General features: G+C 57.3%; 15 protein-coding genes. 6 read left to right on the forward strand and 9 right to left on the reverse strand.

The window, feature by feature from the left end:
• Positions 1 to 119 precede the first annotated feature (119 nt).
• The 3 genes from ABLV75_RS02080 to ABLV75_RS02090 all read right to left on the reverse strand — a co-directional run bounded on the left by ABLV75_RS02080 (position 120) and on the right by ABLV75_RS02090 (position 4,140).
• Entirely contained in the window at positions 120 to 1,223 is a 1,104-nt protein-coding gene (locus ABLV75_RS02080) for a branched-chain amino acid ABC transporter substrate-binding protein (RefSeq protein WP_016807580.1), read from the reverse strand.
• A 256-nt stretch (positions 1,224 to 1,479) separates the two neighbouring features.
• The gene (locus ABLV75_RS02085) at positions 1,480 to 2,724 is read right to left on the reverse strand and encodes an amino acid permease (RefSeq protein WP_004106549.1); all 1,245 of its coding nucleotides are present in this window, start codon (positions 2,722 to 2,724) and stop codon (positions 1,480 to 1,482) included.
• A 150-nt stretch (positions 2,725 to 2,874) separates the two neighbouring features.
• Positions 2,875 to 4,140, reverse strand: coding sequence for a 4-aminobutyrate--2-oxoglutarate transaminase (locus tag ABLV75_RS02090; protein WP_023321726.1), 1,266 nt, complete (start codon positions 4,138 to 4,140; stop codon positions 2,875 to 2,877).
• Positions 4,141 to 4,257: 117 nt separating this feature from the next.
• Here ABLV75_RS02090 and ABLV75_RS02095 point away from each other — a divergent pair, with 117 nt between their 5' ends.
• Positions 4,258 to 5,772, forward strand: coding sequence for a PLP-dependent aminotransferase family protein (locus tag ABLV75_RS02095; protein WP_004106553.1), 1,515 nt, complete (start codon positions 4,258 to 4,260; stop codon positions 5,770 to 5,772).
• A 32-nt stretch (positions 5,773 to 5,804) separates the two neighbouring features.
• On the opposite strand, the gene rpoH is transcribed toward ABLV75_RS02095, so the two are convergent.
• The 4 genes from rpoH to ftsY all read right to left on the reverse strand — a co-directional run bounded on the left by rpoH (position 5,805) and on the right by ftsY (position 10,158).
• Positions 5,805 to 6,659, reverse strand: a complete 855-nt coding sequence (rpoH, locus tag ABLV75_RS02100; RefSeq protein WP_004106554.1) for an RNA polymerase sigma factor RpoH — start codon at positions 6,657 to 6,659, stop codon at positions 5,805 to 5,807.
• A 256-nt stretch (positions 6,660 to 6,915) separates the two neighbouring features.
• Complete coding sequence (gene ftsX / locus ABLV75_RS02105) at positions 6,916 to 7,974, reverse strand: permease-like cell division protein FtsX (protein WP_024274786.1); 1,059 nt, start codon at positions 7,972 to 7,974, stop codon at positions 6,916 to 6,918.
• Positions 7,967 to 8,635, reverse strand: coding sequence for a cell division ATP-binding protein FtsE (ftsE, locus tag ABLV75_RS02110; protein WP_004106557.1), 669 nt, complete (start codon positions 8,633 to 8,635; stop codon positions 7,967 to 7,969). The genes ftsX and ftsE overlap by 8 nt, the downstream gene beginning before the upstream one ends.
• A 2-nt stretch (positions 8,636 to 8,637) precedes the next feature.
• Positions 8,638 to 10,158 carry a signal recognition particle-docking protein FtsY gene (gene ftsY / locus ABLV75_RS02115; RefSeq protein ID WP_047720547.1) on the reverse strand — a complete coding sequence of 507 codons (1,521 nt, stop codon included), beginning with the start codon at positions 10,156 to 10,158 and terminating at the stop codon, positions 8,638 to 8,640.
• Between the two features lie 192 nt (positions 10,159 to 10,350).
• On the opposite strand from ftsY, the gene rsmD reads away from it, so the two are divergent.
• Together rsmD and ABLV75_RS02125 are read left to right on the forward strand one after the other, a co-directional pair.
• The gene (gene rsmD / locus ABLV75_RS02120; RefSeq protein ID WP_004106572.1) at positions 10,351 to 10,947 is read left to right on the forward strand and encodes a 16S rRNA (guanine(966)-N(2))-methyltransferase; all 597 of its coding nucleotides are present in this window, start codon (positions 10,351 to 10,353) and stop codon (positions 10,945 to 10,947) included.
• Entirely contained in the window at positions 10,937 to 11,215 is a 279-nt protein-coding gene (locus tag ABLV75_RS02125) for a DUF1145 family protein (protein ID WP_004106574.1), read from the forward strand. Before rsmD ends, ABLV75_RS02125 begins: the two co-directional genes overlap by 11 nt.
• A gap of 15 nt (positions 11,216 to 11,230) precedes the next feature.
• Here ABLV75_RS02125 and ABLV75_RS02130 read toward each other — a convergent pair whose 3' ends face one another.
• Positions 11,231 to 11,590: a DUF2500 domain-containing protein gene (locus tag ABLV75_RS02130; RefSeq protein WP_004106576.1), complete on the reverse strand. Its 360-nt coding sequence runs from the start codon at positions 11,588 to 11,590 to the stop codon at positions 11,231 to 11,233.
• Positions 11,591 to 11,732: 142 nt separating this feature from the next.
• Here ABLV75_RS02130 and ABLV75_RS02135 point away from each other — a divergent pair, with 142 nt between their 5' ends.
• Entirely contained in the window at positions 11,733 to 12,359 is a 627-nt protein-coding gene (locus ABLV75_RS02135; protein WP_004106578.1) for a lysoplasmalogenase, read from the forward strand.
• Between the two features lie 78 nt (positions 12,360 to 12,437).
• The gene (gene zntA / locus ABLV75_RS02140; RefSeq protein ID WP_047720546.1) at positions 12,438 to 14,642 is read left to right on the forward strand and encodes a Zn(II)/Cd(II)/Pb(II) translocating P-type ATPase ZntA; all 2,205 of its coding nucleotides are present in this window, start codon (positions 12,438 to 12,440) and stop codon (positions 14,640 to 14,642) included.
• Between the two features lie 110 nt (positions 14,643 to 14,752).
• Here the strand turns inward: zntA and tusA are convergent, their stop codons facing one another.
• Complete coding sequence (gene tusA / locus ABLV75_RS02145) at positions 14,753 to 14,998, reverse strand: sulfurtransferase TusA (RefSeq protein ID WP_004106582.1); 246 nt, start codon at positions 14,996 to 14,998, stop codon at positions 14,753 to 14,755.
• A 291-nt stretch (positions 14,999 to 15,289) separates the two neighbouring features.
• Here tusA and ABLV75_RS02150 point away from each other — a divergent pair, with 291 nt between their 5' ends.
• Positions 15,290 to 15,955 (forward strand): 7-cyano-7-deazaguanine/7-aminomethyl-7-deazaguanine transporter, encoded by a 666-nt coding sequence (locus ABLV75_RS02150; protein ID WP_004106584.1) that lies wholly within the window; start codon positions 15,290 to 15,292, stop codon positions 15,953 to 15,955.
• Positions 15,956 to 16,000 lie beyond the last annotated feature (45 nt).

Consider the following 16,000-nt stretch of genomic DNA (forward strand, 5'->3'; position numbering starts at 1 on the left):
AGAATTTCGCGCTGCAGAAAGGCGGCAAGCGCTGAAATCCCCGGGAGCTTACATCGGTAAGTGACCGGGGTTGAAGCGTGCAGCCAACGCCTCTGCGGCGCGAAAGGCGCAGGTTAAATTTATTTGGCGTCGGTCGCCGTACCGTTCGCATGCCAGGTAAACACACCGAATTCGAAGCCTTTCAGGTCGCCCTTCTCGTTCCAGGAGAGCGGCCCCATCACGGTCTCAACCGTTGCCCCTTTCAGGTATTTCGCGATTTCAGCCGGATCGTCAGACTGATTCAGGCCCGCTTCCAGCGACTGCAGCGCGGCATAGGTGGTCCACACGAACGCGCCGCTCGGATCCTGTTTCTTCGCCTTGATCGCATCCACAATCGGTTTGTTCGCCGGAACCTGGTCGTAGTTTTTCGGCTTGGTGACCAGCATACCTTCCGCAGAAGCGCCCGCGATATTAGACAGCGACACGTTGGCGACACCTTCCGGCCCCATAAACTGCGTTTTCAGGCCAGCGGCGCGAGACTGACGCAGGATCTGCCCCATCTCCGGGTGATAGCCGCCGTAGTAAACGAAGTCGATATTCTCTTTTTTCAGACGCGCCACCAGGGTGGAGAAGTCTTTCTCGCCGGCGGTGATGCCATCAAAGAACACCACGTTGGCGCCACCCTTCTTCAGATTATCCTGTACAGCACGGGCCAGGCCTTCGCCGTACTGCTGCTTATCGTGAACAATCGCGATACGCTGTGGTTTCACGCTTTCCAGAATATATTTGGCGGCGGTTGGCCCCTGGTCGGAGTCCAGGCCGGTAGTGCGCAGAATCAGGTGATAGCCGCGAGCTGTCAGCTCCGGCGCGGTGGCCGCCGGGGTGATCATCAGCACGCCTTCATCTTCATAGATATCAGACGCCGGCTGGGTGGAAGAAGAGCACAGGTGGCCGATAACGTATTTGATACCGTCGTTAATCACTTTGTTGGCGACGGCAACCGCTTGTTTCGGGTCACAGGCGTCATCGTACTTTACCATCTGCAGCTTATTGCCTTTGATACCGCCTTTAGCGTTGATATCCGCAATAGCCTGCTCTGCGCCAGTGAACTCCTGGTCGCCGTACTGCGCTACCGGACCGGACATCGCGCCAACAACGGCCACTTTGATATCCTCGGCCATTGCCGCACCGCTCATGATTAAGGCAATACATCCTGCCAGTAACGCTTTACCCTTCATATTCATCCTGAGGCTCCCCATTATTATGGTTTTTGCATTTGTTGTGATGTTGTTTATTAGCGCATTATTCTAATTAGACACATAAGTAAAGCATATGATAGTTAGATTAGGGTCTGCCGCCTGCGCTTTTGCAGCACACTATGCTAAACATACCGTCATTCAGGAGAATTGGAAACGATAAAATTGCGGAGTATGTAACAGATAAGTGACAAATAAAAACCCGCGCCGGAATAAACCGAACGCGGTGGCATGAGCGACGGTACTACCAGCCCGCAGGCAGGTAGCCAAAGGCGGAAGCAATGGCGTAGGCGGCGCTGCAAAGATAGAGCAATACGATGAAGATCTGGATTAAAGGATGCGTAATCAGCGCCGGGCAGGTCCAGCCGGGATTGATATCACCCTGCCTGCGCGAGCCTTTAAGGATCAGGATCGGCATGATAGATAAAATCACCCCGCTAAATACCCCGGCAAAATAGAGCGCATTCACGAAGGATACCATCCCACTGTAGGCCAGAATGAAAGGCGGTACGGCGACCACTAACAGCACCTTAAAGCGTTTCAACGGCTGCTCGTCGTTGCCAAGGCGAAACTGATCGAAGATATTGGTCAGGAAGCTGCCGCCCAGCCCCCAATAGGAGGTCAGCATCGCGCAGAGCGCAAAAAGGTTTGCCGAGAAGAAGGCCCACTCGCCGAGCGCACGGCCCCAGGAAATGGTCGCCACATCAGAAATATTATCCAGCCCGCTTAATGCAATCACCGAGAGCGGGACCAGCGCCAGCAGGCAAAAGGTTAATAACATCCCCACCATAATGGCCTTCGGCAGTTTCTCCGGTTTATCAGCGAAACCGCGCGCCATTTCCGGCACGATATACTGCGCGGAGAAGCAGAACGCGACAACGTTAAATACCGGCACCATATACAGCCAGTTACCATCCAGCAAATAGCCGACGCTGGCGGTCTCTTTCAGCAACGTCGCGGCGACAAGTATGGTTATCATGACGACCATGCCGATACTGATAAATTTCTCGCCCCGGCCAATCGCCTTCAGGCCAAGATAAAGTACCCCGGCCGCCGGAATAAAAAACAGCGCGCTGCCGAGAGCCGGCGAGATACCGAATAACGAATGCAATAATTTACCGCTGCCGGTCATATAGGCCGTCAGCGCGCCGACGCTGTTGACGCAAACAGAGAGGAACATCATCAGCGCGCCAAAGCGGCCAACGTAGCGCTGCGACAGGCCGCTAAGCTGCAGATGCTTGCGCGTGCGCAGCGTCGACTCCGCTACGTAGAGCATGGTAATGGTCGTCAGACTACCGACCACAATCAGCCAAAACAGCAGCGGCAGAAAGCCCGCTTTGCTGGAGGCATAGGCGATGGATAGCACCCCTGCGCCGATATTGGTGCCGACGATCATTGACACGCCTTCAATGAAACTCAGGGATTTTGCAGGTACAGCGGTACGCTCCCGGCTCGTCAGAACCGAAGAAAAGGTGGAGTTGTCAGACATAATATTTTCCGTTTTATTCCGGCAGCGTGCGCTGCCGGAAAAAAGGTGATATCAGGGTGATAAACCACTCACGCTGAGCATGAATAACCAGTCTGCGGCCTCCTGTTTCTGTTCGGCTTCCGTGCCGCCGCAGCCTGACCGGACGAAAAGTTAGCGCTTCAGCACGCGGGCCAGAATATCCAGCGCTTTCGTAAACTGCGCATCCGGAATCGTTAACGGATAGAGGAAGCGAATAACGTTGCCATAGACGCCGCAGCTCAGCAGCAGCAGGCCGTTCTCCTGGGCTTGTTGCTGGATTTGACGGGTGATCTCCGCCGACGGCTCCCCGGTTTGCGGATCGTTAAACTCCACCGCCACCATCGAGCCCTGACCGCGAACGTCAGCAATGGCCGGGCAGCTTTGACGCGCCTGATTCAACACCTCTTTCAGATGGCTGCCTAAGCGCTCAGCGCGCTGGCACAGCTGTTCTTCTTCAATCACGTCCAGCACAGCGTGCGCCGCCGCGACCGCCAGCGGGTTACCGGCATAGGTGCCGCCCAGGCCGCCCGGCGCAGGCGCATCCATCACCTCGGCGCGACCTACCACGCCGGAGAGCGGGAAACCGCCGGCCAGGCTTTTGGCCATCGTCATCAGGTCAGGCTTCACATCATAGTGCTGCATCGCAAATAGCTTACCGGTGCGCGCAAAGCCGGTTTGTACTTCATCGGCAATCAGCAGAATGCCGTGGGTATCGCACAGCGCGCGCAGCGCCTGCATAAAATCAGGCGGGGCAACGTTAAAGCCGCCTTCCCCCTGAATCGGCTCCAGCACAATCGCCGCCACCTGATCGGCCGCGATATCCGCTTTGAAAATGCGCTCCAGGCTCTTCATCGCGTCGGCGGTGGTAATGCCATGGGCGGCGTTAGGGTAGACGGCGTGATAAACCGAGCCCGGGAACGGGCCGAAACCAATCTTGTAAGGCGCCACTTTGCCGGTCAGCGCCATGGTCATAAACGTACGACCGTGGAAGCCGCCGCCGAAGGTAATCAACCCCGGACGGCCGGTATAAGCGCGCGCGATTTTCACCGCGTTTTCAATGGCTTCCGCCCCGGTGGTAAAGAACGCCGTTTTTGCCGGACCGTCAATCGGCGCCAGTTCGTTAATCCGCTCGGCCAGCGTGACATAGCTTTCGTACGGGACAATCTGGTAAGCCGTGTGGGTAAAGGCCTGCAGCTGCTGTTCAACGGCGGCAACGATTTTTGGGTGGCGATGGCCGGTATTCAGCACCGCGATGCCGGCGGCGAAATCGATCACCTCATTCCCTTCAATATCCCACAGCGTAGCGTTCTCCGCTTTCTCAACAAAGTAGCTGCACATCACCCCTACGCCGCGTGGAGTCGCCTGCTGGCGACGCTGATTCAGTTCTGAACTTTTCACCGGGAATCTCCTGTCATGTGTGTCACGTTATCGCAACAAATCCGAAACTATGTCGTTTATTTACACAGGATTTGGCCCTATAATCGAGTACCAATTCAGATTATCTGAGGGATCCAATTGCGTTCGCTTATCGCAGACCTGGTGCTGGTCAGATTGCAGAAAGAAACCGATCCGCTCCTGCACAAGCGCCTTTACAAGGCGATTCGCCACGCCATTCTGGATGGTTCTCTCCCGCCCCATAGCCGACTGCCGCCGTCGCGGGATCTGGCGGGGGAACTAGGAATGTCTCGCAACACAATTTTAACAGTTTACGAACAACTCCTGGCTGAGGGGTACGTTGTGTCCCGTCGCGGCAGCGGCACTTTCGTGGCGAAAACGCTGCCCGATATGTTTCTTCCCGCCAGCAGCGCCAACGAAAGCCATCCCGCGCAGCCCCCCAGCGGGACTCTTTCCCGTCGCGGCCAACATCTGCTGGGGCACATCAGCGCCAGCCCGCGTCAGTGGGGGGCGTTTATCCCCGGCGTACCGGACGTCAATGCATTTCCCCACCCGCTGTTCAGTAAAATTCAGGCACGCATCAGCCGCCGTCCAAAACCCGAACAGCTCAGCTATAGCTGTAACGGCGGTACCGCCGAGCTGCAGCACGCGTTGGTGGACTATCTGAGAGTAGCGCGCGGCGTTCTGTGTCAGGCAGATCAAATTCTTATTACTGAAGGGATCCACCAGGCCATCGACCTGATCACCCGCATGCTGTGCGACCGCGGCGATCTCGCCTGGGTGGAGGAGCCTTCCTACTGGGGCATTCGCCACGTGTTGGCGATGAATGAAGTGCGGGCTGAGCCGATTGTGGTGGATGCCAGCGGCCTGTGCCCGCCCGAAAGCGTAGCCGAAGCGCCGCGGCTGATCTTCGTTACGCCATCCCATCAGTATCCCCTCGGCGCGGTAATGAGCCTTGAACGCCGACAGCGCCTGCTCACCCTGGCCCATCAGCACGGCAGCTGGATTGTGGAAGATGATTACGACAGCGAGTTTCGCTTTTCCGGCCAGCCGATCCCGGCACTACAGGGCTTAGTCCCCGAAGCGCCGGTGGTCTACGTCGGCACGTTCAGTAAAACGCTCTACCCGGGGCTGCGGCTGGGCTACGTCGTGCTGCCTCGACCGCTTGCGGCTGAACTCAAAAACGCCCATGCCGAGCTCTACCGCGGCGGCCATTCGCTTATCCAGCTGGCGCTGGCGGAATTTATCAATGCCGGTCATTACTCGGCGCACATTCGTCGCATGCGCCTGCTCTACAGCCGCCGTCGCGTCTTTTTGACCGAACTGATTCAGCGGCACTGCGGAGCGCATGCGCTGTCGGACTTCAGCGACAATGCCGGACTGCATCTGATTCTGAATTTGCCGGATGAGGCAGATGACGTGACGATTGCCCGCGATGCCAACGCGCGCAATATCTTAGTGCGTCCGCTGTCGCGCTATTACCTGACGGCGCAGCGGAAGAAAGGACTGTTGATGGGGTTTGCTTCGCAGCCGGAAACGCAGATGGAGCCGGCGTTCAACGTGCTGCTTGAGTGTCTGAACAGGCACTGCCCGCAGGCGCTGACGGAGGCAGAAAAACAAAACGCCCCAACGTAATGTGGGGCGTTATCGCGGGACTGGCGCGCAGATTAGGCTTCGATAGCGGCGCGCAGTTTTTTCATGGCGTTCTTTTCAAGCTGCCGTACTCGCTCGGCCGATACGCCGTAGCGATCCGCCAGCTCCTGCAGCGTGGACTTATTGTCTTCGTCCAGCCAGCGGGCGCGGATGATATCCTGACTACGTTCGTCAAGCCCCTGCATTGCGTCGGTCAGCTTGTTCGCCGCCTGCTCTTCCCAGTTATCGTCTTCAATACCGTCGGCAAAGTTAGACGTTTTATCCTGCAGATAGAGCACCGGCGCCATCGGCTGGCTATCGGATTCATCATCCGACGACATGTCGAAGGTCATATCCTGCGCCGCCATACGTGACTCCATCTCACGCACGTCTTTGCTCGATACGCCCAGCTCGCGAGCCACCATTTCGACTTCGTCCTGGTTGAACCAGCCCAGACGCTGCTTAGTTTTACGCAGGTTAAAGAACAGCTTACGCTGCGCTTTCGTGGTCGCGACCTTCACAATACGCCAGTTACGCAGAACGTATTCATGAATCTCCGCTTTGATCCAGTGCACGGCGAAGGAAACCAGACGCACGCCCACTTCCGGGTTAAAACGGCGCACGGCTTTCATCAGGCCAATGTTGCCTTCCTGAATCAGATCCGCCTGCGGCAGGCCATAACCCGAGTAGTTACGAGCAATATGAACAACAAAGCGCAGGTGAGACAGGATCAGCTTTTTCGCTGCTTCCAGATCGCCCTGGTAATGCAGCTTTTCAGCAAGCTCCCGCTCTTCATCAGCCGACAACATCGGCCAAGTGTTAGCAGCCCGGATGTACGATTCCAGGTTACCAACGGGGGCTAAGGCTAAAGTTTGCATATCTTTGGTCATTCAAATCCTCTCAATCGATATCTTCTGGCACCATTCTGTCCTCACAGCGGAGCAACAAACATGCCAGCATTGATGAGCAACGAGAATATCACTCACATTAGTATCAGACAGTGATTTTATCCACAAGTTCCATGCAACGATGTGAATAGATTACGCACAAAATGTGACATGGTTATGAAGTTTAGGGAAGCGTCGACAGGGACTCTTTCCCTGCAGAGAGATATTCAGTGCAGGGAAAGATTATACCAGATTTTTACTACTCGGGAGTAAAGTGACGTAAATGTTGTACGGTTGCCAGCCAGGCGGCGACCCAGCCAATCATTGAGCAAACAATCAGCATCAGCAGGCACTCATCAAAGCCTAAGCCGCTGAGTTCAAACTGCGTGCCGAAGACTTTCGCCACTTCGGTGACCGCCGACGAAAGGCGCATGACCATAATTTCCGACAGGATCAGCGACAGAAACGCGCCGGAGAACCCCAGCAGCGCACCGCCGTAAAGAAAAGGACGCAGAATAAAGCCGTCGGTTGCGCCAATCAGTTTCTGCACGTTAATGGTATCGCGGCGGGCGAAAATGCTCAGACGCACGCTGTTGCCGATCACCAGGAACACCGCCGCCACCATCAGTACGCCGATCATCGCCGACACGCGTCCGACCAGCCCGGTCAGCGACGAGAGGCGCGCAAACCAGCTATCATCCATTCGGACTTCATCAACGCCCTGAACATGACTCACGCGGTCGCGCAGCGTGTTCAGCGCTTCGACACTCTGGAAATCAATTTTCGGCACGACGATCGCCACTGCCGGCAGCGGGTTCTCTTCCAGCATATCCAGCGCGCCGCCGAAGCCTGACCAGTTGCGGAATTCGCCAAGGGCTTCATCGCGCGACAGATAGTTGACCTTCTCGACGCCCTGCTCCGCCTGCAGCTGACCGACTACCCGCGCAGCGGCATCGTCATCCAGCGTTTTCTCCAGATAGACGGTGATTTGCGGCGTGGGATAATACTGCGACGCCGCGGTGCTGACGTTTTTGTAGACCATATAGCACACGCTTGGCAGGGTCAACGAAATGGCGATAACCATCACCGTCAGGAACGTCGCCAGGGGCGTGCTTTTCAGATCCTGCACCGCACCATGCCAGGCATAGCGCACCTGTTCATTGAACACGTTGCTCTTGCGGGAAGCCGGATTCGGCGCCGCCTTAGGCCGCTTCGACGTATTGCGTCCACCGCTGCCGCCCGCTCCGCCCGCATTGCGGAAACGATCGAATCGATTGCCGAACCGGCGAATGTGGTTCATTGCCTCGCGCTTATTCACCGATATGGCCTCCATGCATATGCCCCTCGCTGAGGGACAGAACGCGATACGGACGACTGGAGATAAGCCCCAGATCATGCGTCGCCATCAGCACCGTCACCCCAACGCGGTTAAACTCTTCAAACAGACGTAAGATCCCTTCCGACAGCGCTTCGTCGAGGTTACCGGTCGGTTCATCCGCCAGCAGGACCGCTGGTTTGTTGACCACCGCGCGGGCGATACCCACGCGCTGTTGTTCCCCGCCTGAAAGCTGAATCGGCAGGTTTTTCGCTTTGTCCAGCAGCCCGACTTTATCCAGCGCCGCCGACACGCGACGGCGAATGTCATCGCCGCTGGCGCCGGCGATAATCAGCGGGATCGCCACATTATCGTAAACGGTACGGTCCATCAGCAGATGGTGGTCCTGGAAAATCATGCCAATCTGACGGCGCAAAAACGGCACTTCGCGGCTCTTCAGGCGGCTAATGTCATGGCCGCCGAAAAGGATTTTGCCGGCGCTGGGCCGCTCGATACCGCAGATAAGCTTCAGCAGGGTACTTTTCCCCGCGCCGGAATGGCCGGTCAGAAACGCCATCTCACCCGCCTGCAGGTGAAAAGTCACCCCCTGCAGCGCTTGTCTCCCACCGAGATAGGCTTTGCTGACTTGTTCAAAGCGAATCATTTTTAATCCTCTCGGGCAAAAAGTGCCTCAATAAAGTCGCCCGCATTAAACGGACGCAGATCTTCAATACGTTCGCCAACACCGATGTAGCGAATCGGAATACCGAACTGATCGGCAACCGAGAAGATAACCCCGCCCTTGGCGGTACCATCCAGCTTAGTCAAAGTGATACCGGTCAGTCCAACCGCCTCATGGAACAGTTTGGCCTGGCTAATCGCGTTTTGCCCGGTGCTGGCGTCAATGGTCAGCATGACCTCATGCGGCGCATCGACATCCAGTTTTTTCATGACGCGGACAATCTTCTTCAGTTCTTCCATCAGGTGCGATTTATTCTGCAGACGACCCGCAGTATCGGCAATCAGGACGTCAATGTTGCGCGCCTTCGCCGCCTGGATGGCATCGAAAATAACCGATGCCGAATCCGCGCCGGTATGCTGGGCAATCACCGGAATATTGTTGCGTTGACCCCACACCTGAAGCTGCTCTACCGCCGCCGCGCGGAAGGTATCGCCCGCGGCCAGCATCACCGATTTGCCCTGCTGCTCAAACTGACGCGCCAGCTTGCCGATGGTGGTGGTTTTACCGACGCCGTTGACGCCAACCATCAGAATGATAAATGGCGCCTTGCCTTCTACGTTCAGCGGCTCGTCCACCTTCGCCAGAATATCGCCCATCTCTTCTTTCAGCAGGCCGTACAGCGCCTCGGCGTCGCGCAACTGCTTGCGGCTGGCGTCGTTGGTAAGATTAGTGATGATCTTACGGGTGGTTTCCACGCCGACATCGGCAATCAGCAGCTGCTCTTCCAGCTCTTCGAACAGATCATCGTCGATTTTCTTGCCGCGGAACAGACTGATAAATCCGGAACCGAGGTTCTGTTTGGTTTTTATCAGGCTGCGTTTGAGGCGAGCGAAGAACCCTTCTTTGGTGGGTTTTTCCTGCTCTAACGGCGTCACCACGGTTTCGTCCGGCACCACTTCCACGGCATTTTCCGCCGCATCGGCTGCAGCCAGCGCCTGCGCTTCCAGCTCTTCGTCAGTGATTTCGGCTTCTTCTACCGGCTCAACGATTTCCGGCTCTTCAATGACAGCCTCTTCACCCTTTTCAACAACGCCAGCTTCCGGTTCGGCAATCACCTCTTCCGGCGTCAGCTCAACTATAGCTTCAGCCACTACCGGCTCGGCGATAGCTTCTTCAACTACAGGCTCAGCGACAATTTCTTCAACCACAGGCGGTTCTGCAATCGTCTCAACTGCCGGGGAGTCGACAACCGCCTGCGGCTGTTCGCTCTCCACAACCTGCCCGGTCACCTCGACCACCTCGACGGCAAAGGCTTCGGCATCCTGGTGCTCCGTCGCCGGCGCGTCGACCGTTTCCGGCGCAGCCGCAGGCGTTTCGCTTTCCGGAGCCTGTTCTTCAACCTCTTGCTGGGCTTCTACTTTTTGTTCTGCGTCGGTTTCCTGCGCCTGTTCTTTTTGACCAAAGCCCAGCCAGGAAAAGAAGCCACGTTTTTTGTCTTTCGCCATTTGCGACTACACTCCTCGCTGTTAATTCATGGCACAGCTTCGGCCTGTTGATAGCGGAAGCTGAAAAATGATGAAATTAGTCGGATAGTCTACCACTTAACTTAACTCGCATCACCGCCCCCGGATTAAGGTTTCGTCAACCGCTGGCGATCGTTAGAATAGCAGCCCGGAAGTTGAGACTTGAGCAAAGAAATGAAGAAACCAAACCACGCAGGCAGCGGTCAGATCCGTATTATCGGCGGGCAATGGCGAGGCCGTAAATTACCGGTGCCGGAGAGCCCGGGTCTGCGCCCGACCACCGACCGGGTGCGCGAAACGCTATTTAACTGGCTGGCGCCGTCGATCGTTGACGCGAGCTGCCTCGATTGCTTCGCCGGCAGCGGCGCGCTGGGCCTTGAAGCCCTCTCCCGCTACGCGGCTAACGCCACGCTGCTGGAAATGGAACGCGGCGTCGCGCAGCAGTTGCAAAAAAATCTGGCGACTCTCAAAGCCAGCAACGGCAAAGTCGTGAATACCAATACCTTAGCGTTTCTTGCTCAGGCGGGCACGCCGCATCACATCGTGTTTGTCGATCCCCCGTTTCGCAAAGGGCTGCTTGAAGAGACGCTAAAGCTGCTGGAAAACAACGGCTGGCTTAGCGATGAAGCGCTCATCTACATTGAAAGTGAAGTTGAAAACGGGTTACCGCCGGTGCCTGTAAACTGGCATCCGTACCGTGAGAAAGTGGCCGGACAGGTCGCCTACCGTCTCTATCAACGTGAGGCACAAGGAGAAAACCATGCTGATTAACTTTGGCCGCTTGCTGATGCTGTGCGTGTGGGCGTTTTTATTGCTGAATCTGTTCCAACCGTTCCCAAAGCCGCTCAATATCTTTGTTAACGTGGCGCTGATCTTTATGATTCTGATGCACGGCCTGCAGCTCACGCTGCTCAAGGCGACGCAGACGAAAGAGATGCCGCCGCTGGGGCGCTTCGAGCAAATTCGTATTTTCATCTTCGGCGTGTTCGAACTGGTCGCCTGGCAGAAAAAGCTCAAGGCGACCCTGAAGAAGAAATAAGGCCGAATAAAAGGTTCAGGGCTCGGGCGTAAAACCCATAAACCGCGAACCTTTATAGCTCAGTACGCCCTTATCGCCGACGCTTAGCGCATGATACTGCGGCGCCTGCAGACGAAAAACCACTTCCAGCCCGCCGCTTTCCGGCCTGAAGCTTGCTTCATAACGCATTTCGCTGCCGGCAGGCGTCACCGTCTGCTGGCGCGAACGGCGATCGTTAATCACCTTCTCCCGCTTATTGCTCACCACCACCCGTTTTTGCAACAGCGGCGCGGCATCGTTATCCATTTTTTCCCGACGCTGCTGCACATAGCGATACGACGCGGCAACCGCAATGATGGCAACGGCAACCATAAAAAACAGCGGAACTTTACTCATTCACCTTGCCCCCAGGAATTATCAGGAATAAGCATACTGTGGCTTGATTATCATTGTCATCTTCCTCTGCAAACCACTACACTGAGATTCAGTACTGTAAGTACAATCACTTACGTAATGATAACAGATACAGGGACTTACTATGCTTTGGTCATTTATTGCTGTCTGTTTCTCCGCATGGCTTTACGTCGATGCGTCTTATCGTGGGCCTGCCTGGCGTCGCTGGGTGTTTAAACCCGTCACGCTGATCCTGCTTCTGTTACTGGCCTGGCAAGCGCCGATGTTTAACGCCATCAGCTATCTGGTGCTGGCGGGGCTTTGCGCCTCGCTGGTCGGCGACGCGCTGACCCTGCTGCCGCGGCAGCGGGTAATGTACGCCGTGGGGGCATTCTTTCTCTCGCATCTGCTCTACACCATCTGGTTTGCCAGCCAGCTGACGCTATCTTTCTTCTGGCCGCTGCCGCTGGTGCTGCTGATCCTCGGCGCGCTGCTGCTGGCGATTATCTGGACGCGTCTGGAAGAGATGCGGATGCCGGTGTTTACCTTTATCGCGATGACGCTGGTGATGGTCTGGCTGGCCGGGGAGCTGTGGTTCGCCCGCCCGACGGATACCGCCCTGTCCGGCTTCGCTGGCGCGGCATTCCTGCTGCTCGGCAACGCGGTCTGGCTGATCAGCCATTATCGCCGCCGCTTCCGCGCTGACAACGCGATCTCCTCGGCATTTTACTTCGCCGGGCACTTCCTGATCGTCCGCGCGCTTTATTTGTAATTAAGCGCTTGACTCTGGAGTCGACTCCAGAGTGTATCCTGCGGGTAATGAGAAAATTATCATTACCCGGAGGGTCCTATGTCGGCTCCAGAATCGCAGGATAAAAAAGTCCCACACTTCTCATCGTTAAAATTTACCCCTGCCGCGCAGCCGGCGGAAAGCTGCTGCGCGGACCACGCCTGCAGCAGCGAAACCACCGAGGAAAACGAGGCTCTGAGGCACGCACGCTTTAGTTGGCTGGTAGAAGGCATGGATTGCGCAGCCTGCGCGCGCAAGGTCGAAACCGCCGTTCGCCAGGTACCGGGGGTCAGCCAGGTGCAGGTACTGTTCGCCACCGAAAAGCTGCTGGTCAACGCCGAGGGCGATGTTGGTCCGCAAATCGAAAGCGCCGTGCGCGCCGCGGGCTATCAGCTGCGTGATGAAAACGCGCCACGGGCAGAGGAGTCCACCTCGTGGCTGCGCGAGAATCTGCCGCTCATCACGCTGGTCATCATGATGGGACTAAGCTGGGGGCTGGAGCAGTTCAGCCCGCCTCTGGGCGAAATCGCCTTCATCGCAACCACGCTGGTCGGCCTGTGGCCGGTCGCCCGGCAAGCGATACGCCTGATCAGAAGCGGAAGCTGGTTCGCCATTGAAACCCTGATGAGCGTCGCAGCCATCGGCGCGCTGTTTATCGGCGCCACCGCCGAAGCGGCGATGGTCCTGCTACTGTTTTTAATCGGCGAACGTCTTGAGGGATGGGCTGCCAGCCGCGCGCGGCAAGGCGTCAGCGCATTGATGGCGCTGAAGCCCGACACGGCAATCCGCGTGCGCGATGGCGTGCGTGAAACCGTAGCCCAGCGCGACCTGCGCCCCGGCGACGTGATTGAAGTCGCCGCCGGAGGCCGCCTCCCTGCCGATGGCCAGCTACTCTCCCCCTTCGCCAGCTTCGATGAGAGCGCTTTGACCGGTGAATCCGTACCGGTAGAGCGTAACGCCGGGGAACGCGTAGCGGCCGGCGCCACCAGCGTCGATCATCTGGTACAGCTGACGGTGATCTCCGAACCGGGCGACAGCGCTATCGATCGTATTCTTAAGCTGATTGAAGAAGCGGAGGAGCGCCGCGCGCCGATTGAGCGCTTTATCGATCGCTTTAGCCGCATCTATACCCCGGCGATTATGGTCGTCGCCCTGCTGGTGGCCATTGTTCCGCCGCTGCTGTTTGCGGGCGCCTGGCTGCCGTGGATCTATAAAGGCTTAACGCTGCTGCTGATTGGCTGTCCGTGCGCGCTGGTGATCTCCACCCCGGCGGCAATTACCTCCGGGCTGGCGGTAGCGGCACGACGCGGCGCGCTGATTAAAGGCGGCGCGGCGCTGGAGCAGCTCGGCCGCGTGCGTCAGGTGGCATTTGATAAAACCGGTACCCTGACCATCGGCCAGCCGCGCGTCACCGCGGTGATGGCGACCGCAGACATCAGCGAAAACGATCTGCTGGCGCTCGCGGCCGCCGTGGAGCAAGGCTCCAGCCACCCGTTAGCCCAGGCTATCGTGCGTGAGGCAGAACAGCGCCGGCTGGTCATTCCGTCGGCAAGCGATCAGCGCGCGCTGGCCGGATCCGGCATTGAGGCTCAGGTTGAAGGACGCCAGGTGCTGATTTGCGCCGCCGGTAAAACTCGCGATCCGCAGTACGATGAACCTATTCAGCAGCTGGAGAGCGCCGGGCAAACCGTGGTGCTGGTAATGCGCGATAAGACGCTGCTGGGGATTCTGGCGCTGCGCGATACGCTTCGCGATGATGCCCGTCAGGCGGTGGATGAGCTCCATCAGTTGGGCGTTCAGGGAGTGATACTGACCGGCGATAATCCACGTGCGGCGGCGGCTATCGCTAACGAGCTGGGACTGGCGTTCCGCGCCGGGCTGCTGCCCGCGGACAAAGTGCAGGCGGTGATAGCGCTTAATGCCCAGTCGCCGCTGGCCATGGTCGGCGACGGTATCAACGATGCGCCGGCGATGAAAGCGGCGACGATAGGTATCGCGATGGGCAGCGGCACCGACGTTGCTCTGGAGACCGCCGATGCGGCATTGACCCATAACCGCCTGACCGGGCTGGCGCAGATGATTTCGCTGGCGCGCGCCACCCACGCCAATATCCGGCAGAACATCGCCATCGCTTTGGGTCTGAAGGGCATTTTCCTCGTCACCACCTTGCTCGGCCTGACCGGCCTGTGGCTAGCGGTGCTGGCTGATACCGGGGCGACGGTGCTGGTCACCGCTAACGCGCTGCGGTTGCTGCGTAAGAAGTAAGGGCAAGCCCCGGAGGCGGCGCTTGACGCGCCTTGCCCGGGCTACAGGTTAGTGCGGTCTGTTTTTTGTAGCCCGGATAAGGCGTCAGCCGCGATCCGGGGAGGCCTGGCTCAGTGGCTTTTACGAATCAGATAGCGGTACGGCAGCGCCTCGGTTTCCTGCGCCAGTAGCTCATGCTCCATAAAGCGGCAGAAACCGGGAATATCGCGGGTGGTCGCCGGATCGTCGGCCACAATTAGCAGCGTCTCGCCCACCGGCATCGTACGCACGGTCTTGCGCACCATCATCACCGGTTCCGGGCAACGAAGCCCCTGCGCATCAAGCGTATGGTCAGGGCTGGAGAAAAGTTCGCTCATTTTCATCTCACATTAACAAAACGGCCCTAGTTTACCCCCAGTTCGCCAGTACGCAAGCCAGGTTAACGTTTGCGCGAAAAACAACCATTGCATTACGCACGCAACGCAGTATCATGCAGCCGTTTTTATTGGGTTCCCTCACCCCAACTCTCTGGCCCTAAATCATTCGAGTTGCAGAAAGGCGACGACGCAGCGAATTTCCAGGAGCTTACATCAGTAAGTGACTGGGATGAGCGAGGAAAGTTAACGCATCTGCAGCTTGAAGAATAACGGGCATAAAAAGGTCACAATATGAGTCCGTTTACTACCGTACAGCGTAAAAAAGCGCTGATCTGGCTATCGCTTTTCCATCTGCTGGTCATCACTTCCAGTAACTATCTGGTGCAGCTACCGATCTCCATCTTTGGTTTTCATACCACCTGGGGCGCGTTCAGCTTTCCGTTTATTTTCCTCGCCACCGATCTGACGGTACGCATTTTCGGCGCTCCGCTGGCGCGACGCATTATCCTCGCGGTGATGATCCCGGCGCTGCTGATCTCCTACGGGGTTTCCGCGCTGTTCTACATGGGCGAGTGGCAGGGCTTTGCCGCCTTAACCAGCTTTAACCTGTTTGTCGCTCGTATCGCCGCCGCCAGCTTTATGGCCTACGCGCTGGGGCAAATCCTTGACGTCCACGTCTTTAACCGCCTGCGTCAGAGCCGCCGCTGGTGGCTGGCGCCCACGGCATCCACCCTTTTCGGTAACATCAGCGATACGCTGGCCTTCTTCTTTATCGCCTTCTGGCGCAGCCCGGACCCGTTTATGGCGGCGCACTGGGGGGAAATCGCCATCGTCGATTATTGCTTCAAGGTGCTGATTAGCATCGTATTCTTCCTGCCGATGTACGGCATGTTGTTGAATATGCTGCTGAAAAAACTGGCAGATAAATCTGATTTATCCGCATTGCAGCCAGGTTAAGAGTACTCGCGAAACGATGTGATAAGATAAGCGAATGAGCCGTTA

Source organism: Klebsiella sp. CN_Kp066 (genome assembly GCF_040065135.1).
Classification (GTDB): Bacteria; Pseudomonadota; Gammaproteobacteria; order Enterobacterales; family Enterobacteriaceae; genus Klebsiella; species Klebsiella oxytoca.

Coding starts and splice junctions, on each gene's coding strand:
- ABLV75_RS02080 (WP_016807580.1), bottom strand. CDS start 1,223: ATGAATATGAAGGGTAAAGCGTTACTGGCAGGATGTATTGCCTTAATC.
- ABLV75_RS02085 (WP_004106549.1), bottom strand. CDS start 2,724: ATGTCTGACAACTCCACCTTTTCTTCGGTTCTGACGAGCCGGGAGCGT.
- rpoH (WP_004106554.1), bottom strand. CDS start 6,659: ATGACCAAAGATATGCAAACTTTAGCCTTAGCCCCCGTTGGTAACCTG.
- ftsE (WP_004106557.1), bottom strand. CDS start 8,635: ATGATTCGCTTTGAACAAGTCAGCAAAGCCTATCTCGGTGGGAGACAA.
- ftsY (WP_047720547.1), bottom strand. CDS start 10,158: ATGGCGAAAGACAAAAAACGTGGCTTCTTTTCCTGGCTGGGCTTTGGT.
- rsmD (WP_004106572.1), top strand. CDS start 10,351: ATGAAGAAACCAAACCACGCAGGCAGCGGTCAGATCCGTATTATCGGC.
- ABLV75_RS02125 (WP_004106574.1), top strand. CDS start 10,937: ATGCTGATTAACTTTGGCCGCTTGCTGATGCTGTGCGTGTGGGCGTTT.
- ABLV75_RS02130 (WP_004106576.1), bottom strand. CDS start 11,590: ATGAGTAAAGTTCCGCTGTTTTTTATGGTTGCCGTTGCCATCATTGCG.
- ABLV75_RS02135 (WP_004106578.1), top strand. CDS start 11,733: ATGCTTTGGTCATTTATTGCTGTCTGTTTCTCCGCATGGCTTTACGTC.
- zntA (WP_047720546.1), top strand. CDS start 12,438: ATGTCGGCTCCAGAATCGCAGGATAAAAAAGTCCCACACTTCTCATCG.
- tusA (WP_004106582.1), bottom strand. CDS start 14,998: ATGAGCGAACTTTTCTCCAGCCCTGACCATACGCTTGATGCGCAGGGG.
- ABLV75_RS02150 (WP_004106584.1), top strand. CDS start 15,290: ATGAGTCCGTTTACTACCGTACAGCGTAAAAAAGCGCTGATCTGGCTA.